This window comes from Pseudomonas cuatrocienegasensis, assembly GCF_900110925.1.
GTDB lineage: Bacteria > Pseudomonadota > Gammaproteobacteria > Pseudomonadales > Pseudomonadaceae > Aquipseudomonas > Aquipseudomonas cuatrocienegasensis.
The window spans coordinates 22,128-39,561 of sequence record NZ_FOFP01000028.1; the positions used below are offsets into that span (position 1 = coordinate 22,128).

The 17,434-nt window shown below is 65.3% G+C and carries 31 protein-coding genes; 23 read left to right on the forward strand and 8 right to left on the reverse strand.

Annotated elements, in window-relative coordinates:
• The first annotated feature begins 10 nt into the window (after positions 1-10).
• The 23 genes from BMW49_RS23260 (at position 11) to BMW49_RS23365 (ending at position 14,312) form a co-directional block, all read left to right on the forward strand.
• Complete coding sequence (locus tag BMW49_RS23260; protein WP_069521927.1) at positions 11-1,000, forward strand: baseplate J/gp47 family protein; 990 nt, start codon at positions 11-13, stop codon at positions 998-1,000.
• Positions 997-1,737, forward strand: a complete 741-nt coding sequence (locus tag BMW49_RS23265; protein WP_069521929.1) for a phage tail protein I — start codon at positions 997-999, stop codon at positions 1,735-1,737. Before BMW49_RS23260 ends, BMW49_RS23265 begins: the two co-directional genes overlap by 4 nt.
• Positions 1,734-2,258 carry a phage tail protein gene (locus BMW49_RS23270; RefSeq protein ID WP_069521931.1) on the forward strand — a complete coding sequence of 175 codons (525 nt, stop codon included), beginning with the start codon at positions 1,734-1,736 and terminating at the stop codon, positions 2,256-2,258. The genes BMW49_RS23265 and BMW49_RS23270 overlap by 4 nt, the downstream gene beginning before the upstream one ends.
• 2 nt (positions 2,259-2,260) lie before the next feature.
• Complete coding sequence (locus BMW49_RS23275) at positions 2,261-2,608, forward strand: hypothetical protein (RefSeq protein WP_069521933.1); 348 nt, start codon at positions 2,261-2,263, stop codon at positions 2,606-2,608.
• Complete coding sequence (locus BMW49_RS23280) at positions 2,605-2,916, forward strand: hypothetical protein (protein ID WP_069521935.1); 312 nt, start codon at positions 2,605-2,607, stop codon at positions 2,914-2,916. Before BMW49_RS23275 ends, BMW49_RS23280 begins: the two co-directional genes overlap by 4 nt.
• A complete protein-coding gene (locus tag BMW49_RS23285; RefSeq protein ID WP_069521937.1) occupies positions 2,917-3,573 on the forward strand; it encodes a hypothetical protein in 657 nt (218 codons plus the stop codon).
• Between the two features lie 11 nt (positions 3,574-3,584).
• Complete coding sequence (locus BMW49_RS23290; RefSeq protein ID WP_069521939.1) at positions 3,585-4,388, forward strand: hypothetical protein; 804 nt, start codon at positions 3,585-3,587, stop codon at positions 4,386-4,388.
• Positions 4,389-4,396: 8 nt separating this feature from the next.
• Entirely contained in the window at positions 4,397-4,666 is a 270-nt protein-coding gene (locus tag BMW49_RS23295; protein WP_069521941.1) for a hypothetical protein, read from the forward strand.
• 92 nt (positions 4,667-4,758) lie between these two features.
• Positions 4,759-5,433, forward strand: a complete 675-nt coding sequence (locus tag BMW49_RS23300) for a DUF7338 family protein (RefSeq protein ID WP_069521943.1) — start codon at positions 4,759-4,761, stop codon at positions 5,431-5,433.
• A 59-nt stretch (positions 5,434-5,492) separates the two neighbouring features.
• Positions 5,493-5,705 (forward strand): hypothetical protein, encoded by a 213-nt coding sequence (locus BMW49_RS23305; protein ID WP_069521945.1) that lies wholly within the window; start codon positions 5,493-5,495, stop codon positions 5,703-5,705.
• 2 nt (positions 5,706-5,707) lie between these two features.
• A complete protein-coding gene (locus tag BMW49_RS23310; RefSeq protein ID WP_069521946.1) occupies positions 5,708-6,874 on the forward strand; it encodes a phage tail sheath protein in 1,167 nt (388 codons plus the stop codon).
• On the forward strand, positions 6,874-7,383 hold the full coding sequence (locus tag BMW49_RS23315; protein ID WP_069521948.1) for a phage major tail tube protein: 510 nt from the start codon (positions 6,874-6,876) through the stop codon (positions 7,381-7,383). Before BMW49_RS23310 ends, BMW49_RS23315 begins: the two co-directional genes overlap by 1 nt.
• Positions 7,384-7,450: 67 nt before the next feature.
• Positions 7,451-8,017: a phage tail assembly protein gene (locus BMW49_RS23320; RefSeq protein ID WP_069521951.1), complete on the forward strand. Its 567-nt coding sequence runs from the start codon at positions 7,451-7,453 to the stop codon at positions 8,015-8,017.
• Positions 8,018-8,142: 125 nt separating this feature from the next.
• The gene (locus BMW49_RS23325) at positions 8,143-10,908 is read left to right on the forward strand and encodes a phage tail tape measure protein (protein WP_069521953.1); all 2,766 of its coding nucleotides are present in this window, start codon (positions 8,143-8,145) and stop codon (positions 10,906-10,908) included.
• Positions 10,908-11,297, forward strand: a complete 390-nt coding sequence (locus tag BMW49_RS23330; protein WP_069521955.1) for a phage tail protein — start codon at positions 10,908-10,910, stop codon at positions 11,295-11,297. The genes BMW49_RS23325 and BMW49_RS23330 overlap by 1 nt, the downstream gene beginning before the upstream one ends.
• On the forward strand, positions 11,284-11,496 hold the full coding sequence (locus tag BMW49_RS23335) for a tail protein X (protein ID WP_069521957.1): 213 nt from the start codon (positions 11,284-11,286) through the stop codon (positions 11,494-11,496). The genes BMW49_RS23330 and BMW49_RS23335 overlap by 14 nt, the downstream gene beginning before the upstream one ends.
• A 9-nt stretch (positions 11,497-11,505) precedes the next feature.
• On the forward strand, positions 11,506-12,525 hold the full coding sequence (locus BMW49_RS23340) for a contractile injection system protein, VgrG/Pvc8 family (protein ID WP_069521959.1): 1,020 nt from the start codon (positions 11,506-11,508) through the stop codon (positions 12,523-12,525).
• 121 nt (positions 12,526-12,646) lie between these two features.
• Positions 12,647-12,904, forward strand: a complete 258-nt coding sequence (locus BMW49_RS23345) for a hypothetical protein (protein ID WP_069521960.1) — start codon at positions 12,647-12,649, stop codon at positions 12,902-12,904.
• Between the two features lie 122 nt (positions 12,905-13,026).
• Positions 13,027-13,200 carry a hypothetical protein gene (locus tag BMW49_RS24865; RefSeq protein WP_167362832.1) on the forward strand — a complete coding sequence of 58 codons (174 nt, stop codon included), beginning with the start codon at positions 13,027-13,029 and terminating at the stop codon, positions 13,198-13,200.
• Positions 13,201-13,260: 60 nt separating this feature from the next.
• Positions 13,261-13,551 carry a hypothetical protein gene (locus tag BMW49_RS23350; protein ID WP_069521962.1) on the forward strand — a complete coding sequence of 97 codons (291 nt, stop codon included), beginning with the start codon at positions 13,261-13,263 and terminating at the stop codon, positions 13,549-13,551.
• 26 nt (positions 13,552-13,577) lie between these two features.
• The gene (locus BMW49_RS23355) at positions 13,578-13,820 is read left to right on the forward strand and encodes a hypothetical protein (RefSeq protein WP_069521964.1); all 243 of its coding nucleotides are present in this window, start codon (positions 13,578-13,580) and stop codon (positions 13,818-13,820) included.
• Positions 13,813-14,019, forward strand: coding sequence for a hypothetical protein (locus BMW49_RS23360; RefSeq protein WP_069521966.1), 207 nt, complete (start codon positions 13,813-13,815; stop codon positions 14,017-14,019). Before BMW49_RS23355 ends, BMW49_RS23360 begins: the two co-directional genes overlap by 8 nt.
• A 17-nt stretch (positions 14,020-14,036) precedes the next feature.
• The gene (locus tag BMW49_RS23365; RefSeq protein WP_069521967.1) at positions 14,037-14,312 is read left to right on the forward strand and encodes an RNA-binding protein; all 276 of its coding nucleotides are present in this window, start codon (positions 14,037-14,039) and stop codon (positions 14,310-14,312) included.
• A gap of 60 nt (positions 14,313-14,372) precedes the next feature.
• Here the strand turns inward: BMW49_RS23365 and BMW49_RS23370 are convergent, their stop codons facing one another.
• From BMW49_RS23370 to parA, 8 genes are all read right to left on the reverse strand, one after another.
• Complete coding sequence (locus BMW49_RS23370; protein ID WP_069521969.1) at positions 14,373-14,732, reverse strand: hypothetical protein; 360 nt, start codon at positions 14,730-14,732, stop codon at positions 14,373-14,375.
• Between the two features lie 83 nt (positions 14,733-14,815).
• On the reverse strand, positions 14,816-15,001 hold the full coding sequence (locus BMW49_RS23375) for a hypothetical protein (protein WP_069521971.1): 186 nt from the start codon (positions 14,999-15,001) through the stop codon (positions 14,816-14,818).
• Positions 14,998-15,156: a hypothetical protein gene (locus BMW49_RS24870; RefSeq protein WP_167362833.1), complete on the reverse strand. Its 159-nt coding sequence runs from the start codon at positions 15,154-15,156 to the stop codon at positions 14,998-15,000. Before BMW49_RS24870 ends, BMW49_RS23375 begins: the two co-directional genes overlap by 4 nt.
• Complete coding sequence (locus BMW49_RS23380) at positions 15,153-15,434, reverse strand: hypothetical protein (protein WP_069521973.1); 282 nt, start codon at positions 15,432-15,434, stop codon at positions 15,153-15,155. The genes BMW49_RS24870 and BMW49_RS23380 overlap by 4 nt, the downstream gene beginning before the upstream one ends.
• On the reverse strand, positions 15,431-15,841 hold the full coding sequence (locus BMW49_RS23385) for a hypothetical protein (protein WP_069521975.1): 411 nt from the start codon (positions 15,839-15,841) through the stop codon (positions 15,431-15,433). The genes BMW49_RS23380 and BMW49_RS23385 overlap by 4 nt, the downstream gene beginning before the upstream one ends.
• Positions 15,841-15,990, reverse strand: coding sequence for a hypothetical protein (locus BMW49_RS24875; RefSeq protein ID WP_167362834.1), 150 nt, complete (start codon positions 15,988-15,990; stop codon positions 15,841-15,843). Before BMW49_RS24875 ends, BMW49_RS23385 begins: the two co-directional genes overlap by 1 nt.
• Positions 15,991-16,062: 72 nt before the next feature.
• Positions 16,063-16,374 carry a hypothetical protein gene (locus BMW49_RS23390; RefSeq protein WP_069521977.1) on the reverse strand — a complete coding sequence of 104 codons (312 nt, stop codon included), beginning with the start codon at positions 16,372-16,374 and terminating at the stop codon, positions 16,063-16,065.
• Positions 16,371-17,021, reverse strand: a complete 651-nt coding sequence (parA, locus tag BMW49_RS23395; RefSeq protein WP_069521979.1) for a ParA family partition ATPase — start codon at positions 17,019-17,021, stop codon at positions 16,371-16,373. The genes BMW49_RS23390 and parA overlap by 4 nt, the downstream gene beginning before the upstream one ends.
• Positions 17,022-17,434: the final 413 nt, after the last annotated feature.

Consider the following 17,434-nt stretch of genomic DNA (forward strand, 5'->3'; position numbering starts at 1 on the left):
CACGAGCACGATGCTGATTCCCGGGCTCAACCAGCTTGCCGAGCCGGAGATCGTCAAGGTCGAGGCCTTCGAGCCGCTGCTGGCTGAGTTCAAAGCCGAGGTGCTGGCCTACGTCGCGGCGCGCGACCCGCAGAAGGCCGCGCGCCTGGCCGAGTCCCTGGACAACGACAGCGAGCTGCTGACGATGGCCCTGCAGGCCTTCACCGTGCGTCTGCAGACGCACGAACGCAAATATAACGCCCGTATCAAGCAGCACCTGGCCTGGTGGGCCGAAGGCTCGAACCTGGACGCGCGACTGGCCGATATGGGCCTAATGCGCCGCGTTATCAGCGAAGGCGACCCGAGCGCTTTCCCGCCGGTGCCGGCCGTGGTCGAGTCCGACGATGACGCGCGGATCCGCTACTACCTCGCGCCGCATGCCCCGGCTGCTGGCTCGCGCCTGCAGTACCGCCGCGAAGCCATGACCCTGGGCGAGCGGGCAAAAATCACCATCGAGCGGAATGACGTCGGCCAGCTGGTGGTCACCTACACATTCGACCCTGACGGCTTCGCCGCCCAGGTGAAAGACGCCAACGGGCGCAGAACGGCCCCGGGCGAGGTCACCGTCACCGTGTTGGCCCGTGCTGGCGACGGCACGCCGAGCGCGGCGCTGCTCGCTGCCACGCGCGCGCACTTCGCCCGCGACGACGTGCGGCCGGAGACCGACCTGGTCACCGTGCGCGCCGCCGAGATCCTGCGCTACCGGATCCGCGCCGTGGTTTACATCAACAACGGCCCGGATTCGCAGCTGACGCAGGGCCAGGCCGAGGCGGCCCTGCAGGCCTACGCCAGCGCCCGGCACCTGCTCGAGGGCTATGTCGACCCGAGCCGGATTGACTACGTCTTGCACGCCGCCGGCGCTGAGCGTCTGCAGCTGCTCGAGCCGCTCGCCCCGATCGAGTGCGCCGCCCACCAGGCCCCCTACTGTGAGGGCGTCGAGATCGAGGTGCGCACGCTATGAGCGACGACACCGACGCCCCGCGCGTAACCCTGCTACCGGCCAACCGTTCGCTGCTCGAGACCGGCCTGGATCTGGCCTTCGCGAAGCTGCTCGAGCGCATCGAGCCGCCGTTTCCCGAGCTGATGGATCCGCTGACCACCCCGGCGGCGTTCCTGCCGTACCTGGCCGCCGATCGTGGCGTGACCGAGTGGGATCCGGCGGCGCGCGAGGGTGAGCTGCGGCTGACCACTGCGCTGGCCTGGGCGATCAAGCGGCAAGCCGGCACGCGCCGCGCGCTGACCTATGCCGTCGAATCCATGGAACTGGGCGTCAAGGTCACCAGCTGGCACGAAATGACCCCGGCCGGCGTGCCGTACAGCTTCGCCGTCGAGGCCTCGATGTCGCGGCCCTGGATTGCTGGCGACCATGTGCGCTTGCTGGCCCGGCTCGCTGCCGCACAAAGCGAACGCGACCAGCTGGATCTAACCCTGGTCCACGAAACCACCGGCGGCCTGCGGCTCGCCAGTGCGGCCGGCACGCCGGTGGCCATCGACGACCTGGATCTGTCCGGGGCGCTGCCTGAGCTCGATATAGGCGGCAAGTTGGGCGGCGCAAGCGCTGCAGGCACCCCGCTGGCGGTTGGCGATCTCGACCTGAGCGGCTCGCTGCCTGAGCTGGAAATAGGCGGCAACCTGGGCGCGACCGGCGCGATCGATCAATACACCTTCAACGACTACGACCTCGAGGCGCAAACATGACCGACACCACCCGCCTGGTGCGCTTCACCAATGCCGGCTTGGCCGAACTGGTGCAGGCAAAGAATCAGGGCCTGAAAGGCGCGATTACACACATCGCCGCCGGCACGTCCCGCTATAACCCGCTCGGCACCGAAACGGCGCTCAAGACTGAGCGCCAACGGGTCGCGATCGCCGACTACGAGGATCTCGGTTCGCAGCAGATCCGTATCGCCGGCCTGTTCGGCGGTGCTCTGGAGTATGAGGTCGGCGAGTTCGGCTTCTTCCTCGAGTCCGGCACGCTGCTGGCGATCTACTCGGTCGCGGGCCAGCTGCTGAGCTACAAGGCCGCCACGGCCAAGCTGCTGCAAAAGTTCACCCTGGATATCAGCGCGCTGCCGACCAATAGCGTGACGGTGATCGTGGGCAGCGAGAACCTGAACATCCTGATGACTGAGGAGCTGGCCACGGTGGCCACCGCCAACATCGACAACATGGCGCGCCACGTCGGCCTGTTGTTCCGCGTGATGGAACTCGAGGGCTGAGCATGAACGGGCCGACGTTCCAGATCGTCGAGGGCACCACCTTCGGCTTTGAGCTGACCTGGTCGGACGCCGCCGGCGCGCCGATCGATATCACTGGCTGCGCGGCGCGCTTTGTGATTTGCCCGGCCAGTAGCAGCCAGGTGCTGGCCGAATGCACGACCCAGGCCGACGGCATCACCCTGGGCGGTGCCACTGGTGAGGTGGTCGTCGCCCTCGCGCCGAGCAAGACGGCGGGCCAGCACAGCAAGCAATGGCAGGGCGCGCGCTATGAGCTGCGCATCGAATACCCCAGCGGCGACGTTTACAGCCTGCTGCGCGGCACCGTGGCGCTTTCGCCGGGGCTGGCATGAATGCCGGGCAGACGCGCGTGGTGGTGACCCACGGCGTCGAGCGGATTGTCACCGTGCGCCAGGGCGGCCAGGTGGTCGAGGTTCGCCAGCAGCTCGCGCCCCGGTTGACCGTGGTCAGCGTGGGCGTGCAGGGGCCGGTGGGTGCCCTGGCCGAGAACGTCCTGCAGCGCACCCTGCAGGCCGAAGCTGACGCAAGCGCGGCCCTTGCCCTGGCTAACGATGCAAGCGCCGCCCTGGGCGCGCTGCTCGAGGAGCTGAATGGGTCTTTCGTTTACCACGCGGGGGCTATCTCCGCACAAGGGGGCTAGATGAGCCTGCTAACCCAGCTCGAGACGCTGCTCGCCTCGGTCAACACCCTGATGGGCGTGATCGACGGCAAGCTGCGCAACAAGGCCAACAAAACCGAGGTTTACACGCGCACGGATCTCGACGACCCGCTGCGCACCCTGGGCGCGAACGCCGCCACCGCCTCGAGGCTCAAGGTCGCGCGCATGCTGACCCTGAGCGGCGAGGCAACCGGCGAGGTCGGTTTCGACGGCTCCGGCAATGTCACGCTAATGGTGACGGTGCCCGGGCTGCTGGATAAGGCCGACAAAACCGCCACGGTGACGCCTGCACAGATGGAGGCGAGATTCGCCCAGGTGATCGGGGCCGCGCCGGAAGCGCTCAACCAGCTGAACGAATTCGCCGCCGCGCTCGGCAACGATCCGAACTTCGCCGCCACCATGCTGGCGGCGCTGAACGCCAAGGCCGACAAGGCGACCACCTACACAATCATCCAAGCCGACGGCAAGTTCCTGCTTAAAACGGGCAAGGCGGCCGACTCGTCCCTGCTGGGCGGCAACGCCCCGGCCTACTACGCATCCGCCGCCAGCGTTTCGAGCCTCGAGGCCGAAGTCGCCGATGGTTTTAACCGCTTGGCGACCGCCTTCAATAACGGTGCCGCGCAGATCAACGCAATATAGGAGTTTGAACAGTGAGCCTTGAAACTCAAATCGCGGCGCTGGTGGCGGCGTCGAACAGCTTGACGGCCGCCGTAAATGGCAAGATCGCTCAGGTAGATGCAAAAGTTGTGGCCCTCGAGGGTGCCGTCCCGAATACGTTGAAAAGCCTGCTATCAGTAGCCGTCTACGTGGACGGTCAGACCGGCGACGATACTAACTCGGGCAGTAGTGGCTCCCCCCTCAAAACAATTAATGCCGCATTAAAAAGAGGAATTAGTGGTTGCAGTATTTCCATCATTCTTAAATGTGGTCAGGAGTACCGGTTAAGCGGCAACCAGTATGTGACCAATCAATTCATTACCATCCGTCCGTGGGGTAATGATACAAAGCCGGTTATCTCTTTTGAGACTAAAGAAGGTGGGGCGGTAGATGTCCTGTCTCTAATGGCCTGCAGTCTGAGATTGAATGGCGTTAAATTAAAACATCCATATCGGGACGGCATTACATCGGCTGTAACTGAGCCGCTGACTAACGGGCTTATTTTGGCTCACTCGAGTACGGTCTCGCTGGATTATGGTGAGATAGGCGGTTCTAATGTTCGGGCCGAGATAGATATGGGGGCCGATCCTAAAGCGGTGTTTGTTGTAGCCGACCGATCTATGTCTTACCTTAATATTAATACAACAGATATTACGGGAAGTGCCGGTACGGTGATAAAGCTCCGAACTAATGGCATGGCGACGCTGCGCGTTGCGTCCGTATCTAAAGCCGCTGGGATCGAGTTCTATCCAGCTGCGACGGTCAAGTCCAATATTGACGTAATTACAAATTCTTGAGGTGTTAAGTGATTAAAGTTGAGCATGCTGGAGTTGAGTATTACGGGGCGAATGCGGCCTCGCTTCTCGAAATGGGTGTGCCGCTCGATATCGTGACCGCCGCTGTCGCGGCGAGGGCTTTGGCCGATGCGCAGGCGTCTCGCCGGCAGGCATACGCGGTCGAGTCGGACCCGCTTTATCTAGAGTGGCAGTATGACCAAACGCCAGAGGCCGAGCAGGCCTGGCGCGATAAGGTCGCCGAAATCAAAGCCCGCTACCCGCTGCCTGCCGAGGCGTAGCGAAAGAGCGAAAGCCCCCGCCGCGAAAGCGGTTTTTTTACACCTGCAGAAAGCCCCCGCCCTGGGGGCTTTCGCGTTTCTGAGGATCCGCAATGCTCGAAAAAATCACGCGGGGTGCCCTGTGGTGCCTCGATATCCTGCTCGCCCTGGTGCAATGGGCGGTGCTCCTGGTGGTGCGCGTGGCGCTGATCGTCGTCGGTCTGCCGGTGGTGGCGTTGGCGATCCTGTTCGCCGTGCCGGGCTTCTCGCTGAGCGATGGCCGGCCGATCTGGAACCTGCCGCGCTGGGCTTGGCTGTTCGGCAACGACTTCGACGGCCTCGATGGCGACAAGCGCCTGTGGTGGGCGGACAACTGCGACGACCTGGTGCTGTTCGGCCTGCTGCCGCTGCTGCGCCGCTTGGGTGTTTCTGTCGATTGGCTGGACGCCGATTCGTGGCTCGCGCGCTGGTGGTGGGCTGCGCTGCGCAACCCGGTCAACAACCTGCGCCTGGTGCCTGGCTTCAATTGCCCGGTGAGCGAGTGCGAGATCCGCTACCTCGGCGACTACGCCGTCGAGGATAAGCCCGGGCAAGGCGGCTGGCAGTTCGTCAGCGCGCGCCGCCGGGGCGGGGTCTCCCGTTGGTATGGCTTTTATCTGGCGCTGCCCTACGGCGCAGCCAGGGCCTTTGTGGTGCGCCTTGGTTACAAGGTCAAGCCAGCGCACCAGGACACCGCCGAGCCCGGCAAGGGCATGACCTTCAAGATCAACCCGGCGAAGGCTATCTAGCCCGCCCCTCAATCCCCGGAAGTCGCGCGAGCGGCTTTTTTTGTGCCTGGAGAACCCGTATGTCCAACCGTAAAAACTACACCGTCCTGGTCGCTTTCCCGAAAGGCGGCGGCCACTGGGCCAAGAAGGGCGACACGCTCGAGCTGCTGGACGTCGAGGCCATGGCCCTGCGCCGCGCTGGGCGCATCAAGTTGACCTCTGAGGTCACCGCCGAGGCTCCTGCCGCGCCGGTTGCCGAGGCCACCCCCAAGAAAGCCACCGCTAAGGAATAACCATGGCAGAAGTAACGAACTTCGAGCACAACGGTGCATCGATCGAAGCGAGCGAGCCGCCGGAGGCGATGGGCGGGATTGGTGACAACGTCATCGGCCTGGTCGGCACTGCGCCGAACAAGGCCCTGGGCGTGCCGCTGGACTCCCCGTTTCGCATCAACAGCTTTACCCTGGCCGCGATGCTGGACCCGACCGGCCTCGAGGCCGGCACGCTTTACCAGACCGTCCACCAGATCCTCAAGGTGGTTAAGGTGCCGATCTACGTCGTGGTGGTCGAGGAAGGCCTGACCGACGCCGACACCCTGAACAACGTCATCGGCGGCATTGACCTGGAATCGGGCCAGAAACTCGGCCTGCAGGCGCTGGGCGTTTGCCCCGAAGCGCCGACCATCATCGGTGCCCCGGGTTTCTCGAGCGAACAGGCGGTGCATAGCGAGCTGGCCAGCGTCGGCAAGCGCCTGCGCGCGCGCGTGGTGCTCGATGGCAAGGACGTGCCGGTCTCCGGCCAGGTGACGAACAGCCAGGCCATCGGCGGCGCTGAACTGGGTTATGACCGCTGCTACGTGGTGCACCAGATGCCGGCGGTCTACTCCAAAGCCGCAAAAGCGAACGTGTTCCTGCCACCGTCGAGCCTGGCGATCGCGGCGCTGGCGTCGGTCAAGCAGTGGGAAAGCCCGGGCAACCAGGTGACCTACGCGGCCGACGTTTCGCGGACCGTCGAGTACAACATTCTCGACAAGTCGAGCGAGGGCGACCTGCTCAACCGCTACGGGGTGAGCTACTACGCGCGCACGGATCTGGGCGGCTTCTCGCTGATCGGCAACCGCTCGATCACCGGCAAGTTCATCAGCTACGTGGGCCTCGAGGACGCCCTGGGTCGCAAGCTCGGCAAGGCGGCGCAGAAGGTCATGGCCAAAAACCTGACCAAGGAGTTTATGGAGCAGGAGGTCAAGCGGATTGACGACTGGATGCAGACCCTCGTGGCCGACGGCACCATCCCGGGCGCGAAAATCTACCTGCACCCGGAGCTGAACAGCGTCGAGAAGTACAAGAACGGCACCTGGTATCTGGTGATCGACTACGGCCGCTACGCGCCGAACGAACACATGATTTACCAGCTCAACGCCAACGATGAAATCATCGAAGAATTCCTGGGAGACGTCCTCTAATGTTCACTAACCGCGTAAGGCAAGCGATTGCGGCGACCCTGCAGGGCCTGCCGCTGATGGCCACCATCGACGACTACGATCCGCCGCTGATCGAGTTCGAGATGGAAGAAATGACCGGCGGCCGTTTCATCCCCGAAGAAATGGCCAAGGGGCTTAAAGCGCTGACGGCGAAGATCACCCTGCAGGGCGTTGGCCTGCCGATCATGACCGCCCTGGGCGTCACCGGCGGCGATAACATCCTGTTGACGGTGCAGGAAGCGGGCGAGGACCAGGACGGCAACGAATGGTCGACCATCCACATCAACGGCGGCAAGTTGAAGAAGCTCGAGGAGAAGACCCTCAAGATGAAGGATAAGCCGGTCACCGTGCTGGAGATCGCGCTTAAAACCTACACCCGCCTCGAAATGGGCGTGCCGATGATCGATATCAACACCCGGACGCAGAAGGTGGTGATCAACGGCGTCGACATTCTCAAAGGTGCCCGCCGCCTCGCCGGCATGGTCGCCTAACCCATCCGCTGAACCGAAAAAGGCCGCCCACTAGGGCGGCTTTTTTGTGCCTGTAAGGAATTCCCGCATGACCTGGAAACCCGAGCCGCTGACCCTGCAATGGCCGGTGACCACCGAAGCCGGCGAGACCCTGACCGTGCTCGAGCTGCGCGCCTTCAACGTGGACGAACACCGCGCCGCCCTGGCCCGTGCTGGCGATGATGAAGACGCCCGCTTCGAGCAGCTGGCAGTGCTCGCCACCGGCCACCCGCTCGAGGTGATCGAGGAGCTCAAGCGCCCCGACTACGTGACCCTGTCCAAGCGCCTGAGCGAGTACGTCAACATGCCGGCGAGCTTTTTCAGCGGCAAGAAGCCGGAAAACCTGGACGATGCGCCGCTTCTGGTGCCGATCAAGGTCATGGGCCGTCTGGTCGAGCGCTTGGCGCTCGAGGTGCCGACCATGAAAGCCACCAAGGTGATGGTCAAGATGAAAACCGACCACGACCGGACCGACTTTATCAGCGCCCATTGCACGGGCATCGCCCCGCAGGAAATCACCCGGCTGAGCATTCCGGACTGGACCCAGCTGCAGGTGCGCCTGAGTGATTTTTTGAACAAACCGGCGGCCTTCTTTCAGAGCGCGACATCGAAGTAATCCTCGACGTCGTGCCGCTCGTTTACCACGTAAGCGAGTCGGAAATTCTGGAGTGGGACGCCGGCAAGGGTTTGCGCCGTTACGAGCTGGCAATGGCGCGCCTGGGCGTGAATAAGGGGTAGGGCATGGCCGAATCGAAATACTCGCTACGGCTGGCCGCCGTGGACGCCTTCTCGAAAACCTTCGGCGACTTTAGCAAGCAGGCCGACGAGCTGCAGGAAGGCGTCAAGCAGCAGCGCGCCGAGCTGGACAAGCTGAACCGCACGGCGCGCGATGCCGACGGCTTCGCCAAGTTGGGCGAGAAGGTGGAAAAAACCACCACCGCCCTGCAGGCCGCGCGGGTCGAGCAGAGCCGCTTAGGGCGCGAGCACGAGCAGGCCGCTGCCAAGGTCGAACGGCTGGGCCAGGAGTACGGCCAGGCCACTGCGGCGACCAAGGCCCTGGAAGGCTCGACCGATGCGACCAACGCGCAGATCCGCGCCGCTCGCATCGAGCAGAAGCGCCTCGGCCAGGAGCTGAACAGCGCCACGGCCGAGGTGAAAAAGCTCGACACGGCGCAGGATCGCAACACGGCCAGCGTGCGCACCCTGGAAGGCGCGCAGCGGGCCGAGCGTAACGAACTGACCCGCCTGCAGGCTGCGCTGACGGGTGCCGGTGTGGATACCGGCAAGCTGGCCAGCGAGCAGAAGCGCCTCGAGGCGGCAACCGAGCAGGCCAACGCCGCGCTGCAGGCGCAGCGTGCGCGCTTGGACGCGGTACGCACGGCGCAGGGCAAGGTGGACGGCAATCGCGGTGCTCGCGCGGATCTGCGCGGGCAGATGGTCGAGACGGCGGCGATCGGCTACCTGGCCAGCCGCCCGGTCAACCAGGCGATGGAACTCGAGACCGCGATGGCCGACGTGGCCAAGGTGGTGCAGTTCGAGGAGGGGCAGCGCGAGGCGATGGCCTCGGCGAACCTCAAGATGGCCAGCGACCGGCTGATCAGTGCCGCCGGCATCACGGCGGTGGATCTGGCGCAGATCCAGTACGCGGCTGGGCAGTCGGGTATCGGTAACGACGCCAAGGACAGCGCCGGCAAGCAGGCCGCGATCGTCGAGTTCACCCGCGACGCTGCGATCATGGGCGCGGCGTTCGATATGGACGCCAAGAGCAGCGGCGAGACCATGGCCGGTTGGCAGGCCTCGATGAATCTCGACCGCGCCGGCACGCTGGATCTGGCCGACGCGACCAACCACCTGGGCAACAGCTTCAACGCCACGCCCGCCGATATCGCGTCGGTGGTCAAGCGTTACGGCGCGGTCGGTCAGGCTTCGGGTCTTTCGCCCGAGCAGACCGCAGCGCTATCGGCGGCGTTCCTCAACCCGGGCACAGAAAAGGAAATCGCGGGCACCGGGTTTAAGAACTTCACCGCCGCGCTGACGAAGGGCAAGGCGGCAACGAAGGGGCAGCGCGAGACCTGGGAGGAGCTGGGCTTCGATCCCGAGGAGCTCGCCCTGGGCATGCAGCAGGACGCCCCGAAAACCATTATGTCGGTGCTCGAGGCGCTGAAAGCTGCACCGGAGGAGGAGCAAAGCGCGCTGGCCACTCAGCTGTTCGGCTCCGAGTCGATCGGCGCGATCATGCCGCTGCTGCAGAACCTCGGCGAGGTCGATCGCGCGTTCGGCATGGTGGCCAACAAGGCCGACGCCGCCGGCTCGATGATGAAAGAGGCCGCCGGCGTGGCCGACACCTCGCGCGCCGGCTGGAACGGCTTTACCGCCAAGCTGACGCGCCTGTCGACCCTGGTCGGCAACGCCATGCTGCCCGCGCTGAACGCCGTCCTGGTGCCCCTGGGGGCCGTGGTCGACGGGCTGAGCTGGGCGGCCGAGACCTTCCCGAATGTAACGGCCGCCATTGCGGTGGCCGCTGGCGGCCTGGCGGCGCTCAAGGTGGGCGCGCTGGGCCTCAAGTTCGCCGGCCTGCTGGTCGGCCAGGCGTTCAACAAGGCCGGGCTCGCCCGCGCCAAACTGGATGCCACCACCGGCCGCACGGCGATGGGGGCGGATGCTGCGGTCGCGCGGCTTAATCGCACCATGGCCCGCTTGGGTGCTGCTGGCGGCATCGGTGGCGCTGGGCGTCGCGGTAGAGGTCGGCGCGCCGGCCGGGGTGGGCTTGGTACTGGTGCCGGCGCGCTGGGCGGTGTGGCCGCCCGTGGCGGCGCTGGGCGTGGTGCCGGCGGCAAGCTGGGCATGCTCGGCAAGGGCGCGGGCGCGCTGGCCTTGGGTATTGGGGCCATGGAAGTGGCGAGCCTGGTCAGCGAGGGGGCCAGCGGCAAGGAAATCGGCGGCTCGGTAGGCAGTACCGCCGGCGGTATGGGCGGCATGTGGGCCGGCGCTGCGGCGGGGGCCATGATTGGCTCGGTTGTGCCGATTGTGGGCACGGCCATCGGCGGGATTATCGGCGGCGCGCTCGGCGGCCTGGCTGGCAGCAGCCTGGGCGAATGGGTGGGCGAGGGTGCCGGCTCGCTGTTTGACGGCGACAAGGCGGCTGCAGGGCCGGAGGCGAAGCCAGCGGCGGCCATTGCGGCGGCTGCAGTCGCGCCGAAGGTGCCGCTGCTCCTGGCACCGGCGACCAACAAGGCCGTGCTCGCGGCCCCGGGCGCACCACTCGCGGGCGCGCCTGATCGTCTGGCTGCGCCTGGTGATACGGCCAAGGATGTGGTCAACAGCGTGGCCGACAACCGGCAGATCCACTTCGCGCCCGTGTTTCAAATCAGCGGCGCGGACAAGGCGACGGCCGAGGCCTTGGCGAATGACGTCCTGGGCAAGGTGAAAGCCAGCTTTATGCCGCTGATGATGGCCAACCCCCTGGCGGTACGTCGTGGGGCTTCTCTGACTGATGGGAGTGACTGATGCGCCAGCAGATGGCCCTGGGCGAGTTCGTGTTCGGGCTCGCCGCCGACTTTCCCTATGAGCGCCTCGAGCGCAAAACCAGCGGCGGCTGGGTAGATCTCGACATCATCTACAGCAAGCCGCTATCCCATCAAACCGGGCAGGGCCTCGAGGAGCTGCGCCTAAGTGGCAAGGCTCAATACGAGGCCGGCATGCAGGCGGTCGAGCGCCTGCGCGGCATGGCCAACCAGCGCAAGCCGTACACCCTGGTCGACGGCGTCGGCCGCGTGTGGGGTCGCTGGCGGATCGATGCCGTCAACGAACAGCAGACGCGCGTGCTCGATGACGGTACCGCCACCTGGTTGGAATGGACCCTAGAACTGCGGGAGTTCGTCAATGCGACGGGTTAGAACGATCGCCGGAGACTCGGCCAACGTGCTGCTATTCCGCCACCTGGGGCGCAGTGACGACACCGCCGACGAGGCCTTCTGGCTGATCAACCCGGGGCTGGCCGAGCATGGGGCAACCCTGCCGGCTGGCCTGTGGGTTTTCCTGCCGGAGCTGCTCGAGGCGGCACCACAAAGCGCGCCGATCACGGCTTGGGATTAAGGGGGCAATATGGCTATCGGATACACGCCGGCGGTTGAGATCTACGGCGCTAACGCGGCGTTGATCAATAGCCGCCTGATCGACTGGGAGCGCGTCGACGCGGCGGGCATCGAGTCGGACACGCTGAAACTGACAGTCAACATCGAGGGCCTGGACGGCCTGCCAAGTGTCGACGGCAAGATCGGCATCCGCGTCGGCTATGCCGAGACCGGCCTGGTGGATAAGGGCGAGTATGTGGTCACGCGCACCACGCCGAACCTGTTCCCGGCGCAGCTGCTGATCGTGGCCACGGCCGCGCCGTTCAAGGTGGCCGACGAGACCGGCTTCAAGGCCCGCCGCTCGGCGAGCTATGGGCCGACCACGCTCGGCGCGCTGTTTCGCCAGCTGGCCACCCGGCACGGCTTCTCGCCGCGCGTGGCCCCGGAGCTGGACGCGATCAAGATCGACCACGTCGACCAAGCCAACGAAACCGACATGGGCTTTCTGACGCGCCTCGCGAAGCGCTTCGACGCGGTGACCAAGCCGGTCAATGATCTGTATGTGCTGGCCCGTCGCGGCCAGGTCAAGTCGTTGAGCGGCCAGCCGCTGCCGCCGGTGACGATATCGGTCACTACGGACAACCGGCCGGGCGAGCGCTCGTTTATCGCGGCCAGCATCGACAACGATAGCCGCGTGCGCTTCAAGGGCGCGCGCACGGTCTGGTGGGACGGATCCGCCGGCACCGAGGTGCAGGTCGAGGTGGGGGCCGCCCCCTTCAAGAAGGTGCGCCAGCGCTACCAGAACGAAGACGAGGCCCGCGCGGTGGCCAAGGGCGAGCACACAAAGACCCAGCGCGAGGCGGCAAAGCTGCGCATTGATTGCCCCGGCAATCCGGCGTTCGGTGCCGAGGGACTGGTGGTGCTCGACGACAGCTGGCCGAGCCACATGCGCGGCACCTGGTCGGTCGATAAGGTGACCGAAAGCGGTAGCCGCCAGCAGAGCTACCGCAGCACGCTCGAGGCGAGTTATCCGGACGGAAAACAGGAGTGACACCCACCCCCATGGCTTCGGCTGTGGGGGCTTTTTTTATGCTTGACGATACGCGGAAACCGCGTAGAATGCGAACTATCGAAACGACGCGCCTCGGTCAGTCAGGGGCTGGAGTAACACCATGCAAATTCTCACGCAAAAAACCGCAGACCTGGGCCGCAAGATGCCACCCGCTGGCCTGATCGAGATCACCGCAGAAGACCACGCCACCCGCTTTTTCTCGTCCTTCCTGTACTGCGACGTATGGACCGCCGACGGCTGGCTGGTGACCAGCATCAGCGGCGACGGCCTGAGCTGCCAGCTGCGCCAGGGCCGCGAGATCGCCCTGCTGACCATGGAACCGACCACGCCGCTGTTCGCTAACCTTCGCGGCGTGTGACGCCTAAAGACCCCGGCCAGGTGCCGGGGTTTTTATTGCTTGACGATACGCGGAAACCGCGTAGAATGCGAACCATCGAAAGACGACGCGCCTCGGTCAGTCAGGGGCTGGAGTAATACAAGATGAAATCGATCTACTCGCAAGCCTGGAAGCGCATTGTGATCACCTTCGACGACGAGACCTGCGAGCCTGTCGAGGCCGCCACCATGGGCGAAGTCAGCGACGAGGAGATCGAGCTGGCCATCCTCGCCGCCAGCGGCCCGATGCAAGGGTGGGAGCTGGAGTTCGTAGCCTGACCAGGAGCCCGGCCAAGCGCCGGGTTTTTTACGCTTGACGATACGCGGAAACCGCGTAGAATGCGAACCATCGAAAGACGACGCGCCTCGGTCGGTCAGGGGCTGGTGATCAACATGCAAAACGAACTGATGAACAAGATGCGCGCCACCGTTGCCGCCCTGCCGCTGGCTAACCTGGTCGAGGCCTTCGAGCTGACCAACGCCAAGCAAGGCGAGGAGGTTCCGGTGGTTCGCGGCGTGCTGATGGACGCCCTCGAGGCCCGCGACGCTGCGGCCTTCGAGGCCTGGATGGATTGCACCGACCCCGCGCTGATGGATCTCCCTTCCCGCTTCTTCACCGCCGCCCACTGAGGGCGGCACCTCCTCGAGGAATTACGATGGCCAACCACCCGAACCGAGGCGCGCGCAGCGCCTCCTCGAACCCTACGCCCGAGGAGATCCTCGCGGCGCGCACGGCTTCGGGCCTGACGCAGACCCAGGCCGGCGAGCTCGTGCGCTCGACCTGCAGGCGCTGGCAGGAGTGGGAAGCCGGCGACTATCGCATGCACCCCGGCCTGTTCGAGCTGTTCCAGCTCAAGACGCGGCAGGCGAAGCTGCCGAAGGTGGTGGCCAATGGCTGACCCGCGCGCCTTCCTGGGCGTCAAGGCCCGCAAGGCTAAGCCCGCCCCGCCATCTGCCCCGATTGAGTGGCCGCGCGCAGATCCGGCGGCCCTTGCCGCGTTCGATCCGTCGTCGAAGGTCTGCTGCATGAATTGCGGCCCGGCGTCGGGCGACCCGCGCACCCGCGCCGAGCGGCTGTTTCTGTGCGACGACTGCTAATCAAAGGAGCCCGCCCCATGCGAACCCTGACCATTCCCCTAAAGGGCGAATACTTCGATGCTATCAAGGCCGGCGCTAAGCCTGAGGAGTTCCGCGCGGTGACGCCGTACTGGCGGAAGCGACTGGAAGGCCGGGAGTATGACCGGATCGAGCTGCTGCGCGGTTACCCGCCGCGCGGCGATACCATCCGCCGTCTGGTGCTGCCCTGGAAGGGCTACCGCCTGGCGACCATCACGCACCCACACTTCGGCCCTGATCCGGTCGACGTGTTCGCGATCAACGTCGCGCCCTGATATGTAAAAAAAGCCCCCACTGCCTCGCGGCGGTGGGGGCTTTTGTCGTTTCTGGATCCGCTACAACTTCGCCAGCACGGCCTTCGGCATGACGACGGGCGTCACCCGGTCGACGTACAGTCTCGGCAGTTCCTGGTACTGGCCCGGCCCGCGCGCCTCGAGGCGCTGGGTCACGCCCTGGGCGATGCCGTTCGCGGTGGCCCATGCCTCGCCGCGCTGCAGCCATACGGCCGGCGCGCCGCGTCCGATCGAGCACAGCGCCCAGGTCTCGCCGTTTTCCTGCAGGGTTTCGCAGCTGGGGTCGTAGCCGGCCGCCCGGTGGGCATTGGCCAGGCCGTTGGTCTCTTTCCCGAGCAGGTCGGCGAGCAGCGCGCCCGCCAGGCCAAGCGCTACCGCGCCCCCGATCACTAGCTTTTTCATCCTGTGCCCCTCCCTATGTGGCGGGAGCAGGGTAACAAAAAGCCCGCCATGGTGGCGGGCTTGTGGGGTGGGTTACGTGGTCCCTATTCTGCTACTAGGCCGCCAAGCGGCGCGGCTAACTCCTCGATTTTCTCGCCCAGGCTTTCCAGCTCGCCCTCGTTGAAGGCGTCGACGTCGGCCCACTCAGCGGCCATTGCTTTGATCTTGCGCGCCATCGCCTGCAGGCTCTGGCGCTGGCCTGCCGCGATCTGTTTCGGGGATCTGCTCATTCGTTGTCGCTCCCTTGTTGAGTCTCATTGCCCAGGTCGTCGAAGGTTTGGTTGTAGGTGCGCCAGATGTAACCGCCCAGCCAGAACAGCCCGGCCAGGGCGCTGCCGAACAGGCCGAGCAGCAGCTCGATCGATGACACGCTGTTGCGGCTCATTGCCCGGCCTCCCGCTGCAGCGCCTGCAGCAGCTCGTGGCGTGGATCGTTCGCGAGATCCTCGCGCAGGTAGTTGACGATCACGGCCGCCAGCTCGACGGCCCGCTCGGCTCGATCCTTGGCGACGCTGTAGCCGGTGTGGGCGCGGTCGTCGATCACCAGGTCGAGCAGCTCGCTAGCCTGGAAGCCCTGGTGTTCAAGGATGGAGGCCGCGATCGCGCGCACGCGGTGGCGGTCCTCTGGCTCGATGGCGCTCGATACGTTGTCGCGAATGCTCATGGGCGGGCCTCCTTCGGCGCTGCGCTGTAGGGTGGGTAAGGTGCCTTGGCGGCCTCGGCGATTAGCCAGGCGCGCAGCTCGCCGCTCGGCCAGTGCGCCTCGAGGTGGGAGGGTAGGCGATTCGCCAGGGCGCGCACATAGTCGGCCAGATTGCGCCCCTCGGTGTGGCACTGGCGCAGGCGGTGCTGCAGCAGGTCGCCTTCGGCCTCGAGGTCGGTGATTGTGTCGAGCAGCGGGCGCACGATCGCGTCGGCCTCGGCGACCAGGTCGCGGATCACTGGATCTGCTCGGCGAGCGCGCCGGAGGTAGTGGTCGACCATGCGTTCGGCGCTGTAGTCGTGGCCGGCGTGTGCGGCCAGGCGCTGCGCTGCGGCCTCTAGGGCCTTGGTTTGGTTGAAGGCGGGCATTAGGCGGCCCTCCTGGTTGCAGCCACCAGGGCGGCCCCGGTGCGTCCGCCGTGGTGCGCTGCGAATTGCAGCACCAGCGCGCGCACGGCTGGATCGGTCACGCGGTTGAGGGGCAGCTGGGCCGCCGTGGTATAGTTCGCTTCGGACATGGTGTAGACCTCTCACGGTTTTATTGTGTCCTCGCCTGGCCATCGGTTGCCGCCGCTGGCCGGGCTCCTTCCTTACTTCAACGCCTGCAGCCGTCGCTTTAGTTCTGCAGTGTCTTCGACCTCGAAACGCCCATCGCCCCGCGCATACTTCTCGAACAGGTCGTCGATTGCCTCGAGTAGCAGGTACTTGACCGGCGTCGAGTCGCTGGTCAGGTTTTTCACCTCCTGCAGGCCCTTGTGGTAACGCACCGGGGCCAGTAGTGGGATCTTCTTTTCTTCGCCATCGCCGGCCATTGCCGCCCGCGCTTTCTCGACGTGTGGTCGCTCAGGCGCTACGCCGCCCCGGGCTGGCCGGCTGGTGCTTAGCTTGTTGGCTTCGGTCATTTCAGCAGCTCCAACAGTTCGGCGGTCAGGGCCTCGATCTCGAGGCGGGCTTTGTTGTCGGCGGCCAGGTCCATGACGCTTAGGCCGTTGCCGACCTCGAGGCGGTACGCCTGGCGCATGCAGGTCTGTGCGGTAAGGATGGGCAGCTCGAAGGCCTCGAGCGCTTCGCGCGCGGTGCGCTCGAGGGTGGTGCCGACAACCGCGCAGGCGATCATCATCGCCGCCACGGGCGGCCCGTCGGTGATTGCTTTGCGGTCCTTCACCAGCTGCACCAGGTCGGCGCAGGCCCAAATGTCGTACTGGCTCGGCTGCACGGGGATCAGTACCAGGTCGGCGGCTTTGATCGCTACGGCGGCCAGTTCGTCGACCTGCGGCACGCCGTCGACGACCACATAGTCGTAGCCGCCAGCGACGCGTGGCAGGTCGCGCGCCAGCTGCCGGCCCATGGCGACGGTAGGGATCACGCGCGGATCATCCTCGGCCCCGGCCCGGCTGGCCGCCCAGTCGGTCGCGCTGCCCTGTTTGTGGTCGAGGTCGACCAGGAGCACGCGGTAGCCGAGCGAAGCCAGGCAGCTCGCCAAGTTCGTCGACGTGGTCGTTTTCGACGTGCCGCCCTTCTGGTTTAAAACTGAAATTACCTTTGCCATCGGTGGCCCCTCCTGGGGTTTTGTGGTCTGACGGCGCAAGAATAAGAGCAAAAGAACAAAAGCGCAAGAAGTCAAAAGAACAAAAGAACAAAAGAAAGCGCCGCGCAGCGGCCAACCTTGTACGCCGTCAACGGTGCGTCCTTTCTCCCCTGGCCTTGAGCCCAGCAGCTGCGCGGGTTTCCCGCGCAATAAACCGACAGCGCGAAGCGCTGGTCCTTATAGGGTATGCCTCCCGCTGGCGCGCCTGGCAGCAAAGCGGTAGCGCCTTCGCCTTTTCCACTCACGCCGCCAGCGCCTTGTCAACAGCACAGCGCGACCAGTGCGCAACGTGCGCAAAGGTGTATAAATACGCGCATCCATACACCCAAAGCGCAAAGACAACATACACCCCTGCACACATGTGCAAGGGTGTA

Bases quoted from the DNA above. Each gene is read 5' to 3' on its own strand.
- BMW49_RS23260 (WP_069521927.1), top strand. From the start codon at position 11: ATGCTGATTCCCGGGCTCAACCAGCTTGCCGAGCCGGAGATCGTCAAG.
- BMW49_RS23265 (WP_069521929.1), top strand. From the start codon at position 997: ATGAGCGACGACACCGACGCCCCGCGCGTAACCCTGCTACCGGCCAAC.
- BMW49_RS23270 (WP_069521931.1), top strand. From the start codon at position 1,734: ATGACCGACACCACCCGCCTGGTGCGCTTCACCAATGCCGGCTTGGCC.
- BMW49_RS23275 (WP_069521933.1), top strand. From the start codon at position 2,261: ATGAACGGGCCGACGTTCCAGATCGTCGAGGGCACCACCTTCGGCTTT.
- BMW49_RS23280 (WP_069521935.1), top strand. From the start codon at position 2,605: ATGAATGCCGGGCAGACGCGCGTGGTGGTGACCCACGGCGTCGAGCGG.
- BMW49_RS23285 (WP_069521937.1), top strand. From the start codon at position 2,917: ATGAGCCTGCTAACCCAGCTCGAGACGCTGCTCGCCTCGGTCAACACC.
- BMW49_RS23300 (WP_069521943.1), top strand. From the start codon at position 4,759: ATGCTCGAAAAAATCACGCGGGGTGCCCTGTGGTGCCTCGATATCCTG.
- BMW49_RS23305 (WP_069521945.1), top strand. From the start codon at position 5,493: ATGTCCAACCGTAAAAACTACACCGTCCTGGTCGCTTTCCCGAAAGGC.
- BMW49_RS23310 (WP_069521946.1), top strand. From the start codon at position 5,708: ATGGCAGAAGTAACGAACTTCGAGCACAACGGTGCATCGATCGAAGCG.
- BMW49_RS23315 (WP_069521948.1), top strand. From the start codon at position 6,874: ATGTTCACTAACCGCGTAAGGCAAGCGATTGCGGCGACCCTGCAGGGC.
- BMW49_RS23320 (WP_069521951.1), top strand. From the start codon at position 7,451: ATGACCTGGAAACCCGAGCCGCTGACCCTGCAATGGCCGGTGACCACC.
- BMW49_RS23325 (WP_069521953.1), top strand. From the start codon at position 8,143: ATGGCCGAATCGAAATACTCGCTACGGCTGGCCGCCGTGGACGCCTTC.
- BMW49_RS23330 (WP_069521955.1), top strand. From the start codon at position 10,908: ATGCGCCAGCAGATGGCCCTGGGCGAGTTCGTGTTCGGGCTCGCCGCC.
- BMW49_RS23335 (WP_069521957.1), top strand. From the start codon at position 11,284: ATGCGACGGGTTAGAACGATCGCCGGAGACTCGGCCAACGTGCTGCTA.
- BMW49_RS23340 (WP_069521959.1), top strand. From the start codon at position 11,506: ATGGCTATCGGATACACGCCGGCGGTTGAGATCTACGGCGCTAACGCG.
- BMW49_RS23345 (WP_069521960.1), top strand. From the start codon at position 12,647: ATGCAAATTCTCACGCAAAAAACCGCAGACCTGGGCCGCAAGATGCCA.
- BMW49_RS24865 (WP_167362832.1), top strand. From the start codon at position 13,027: ATGAAATCGATCTACTCGCAAGCCTGGAAGCGCATTGTGATCACCTTC.
- BMW49_RS23350 (WP_069521962.1), top strand. From the start codon at position 13,261: ATGCGAACCATCGAAAGACGACGCGCCTCGGTCGGTCAGGGGCTGGTG.
- BMW49_RS23355 (WP_069521964.1), top strand. From the start codon at position 13,578: ATGGCCAACCACCCGAACCGAGGCGCGCGCAGCGCCTCCTCGAACCCT.
- BMW49_RS23360 (WP_069521966.1), top strand. From the start codon at position 13,813: ATGGCTGACCCGCGCGCCTTCCTGGGCGTCAAGGCCCGCAAGGCTAAG.
- BMW49_RS23365 (WP_069521967.1), top strand. From the start codon at position 14,037: ATGCGAACCCTGACCATTCCCCTAAAGGGCGAATACTTCGATGCTATC.
- BMW49_RS23370 (WP_069521969.1), bottom strand. From the start codon at position 14,732: ATGAAAAAGCTAGTGATCGGGGGCGCGGTAGCGCTTGGCCTGGCGGGC.
- BMW49_RS23375 (WP_069521971.1), bottom strand. From the start codon at position 15,001: ATGAGCAGATCCCCGAAACAGATCGCGGCAGGCCAGCGCCAGAGCCTG.
- BMW49_RS24870 (WP_167362833.1), bottom strand. From the start codon at position 15,156: ATGAGCCGCAACAGCGTGTCATCGATCGAGCTGCTGCTCGGCCTGTTC.
- BMW49_RS23380 (WP_069521973.1), bottom strand. From the start codon at position 15,434: ATGAGCATTCGCGACAACGTATCGAGCGCCATCGAGCCAGAGGACCGC.
- BMW49_RS23385 (WP_069521975.1), bottom strand. From the start codon at position 15,841: ATGCCCGCCTTCAACCAAACCAAGGCCCTAGAGGCCGCAGCGCAGCGC.
- BMW49_RS24875 (WP_167362834.1), bottom strand. From the start codon at position 15,990: ATGTCCGAAGCGAACTATACCACGGCGGCCCAGCTGCCCCTCAACCGC.
- BMW49_RS23390 (WP_069521977.1), bottom strand. From the start codon at position 16,374: ATGACCGAAGCCAACAAGCTAAGCACCAGCCGGCCAGCCCGGGGCGGC.
- parA (WP_069521979.1), bottom strand. From the start codon at position 17,021: ATGGCAAAGGTAATTTCAGTTTTAAACCAGAAGGGCGGCACGTCGAAA.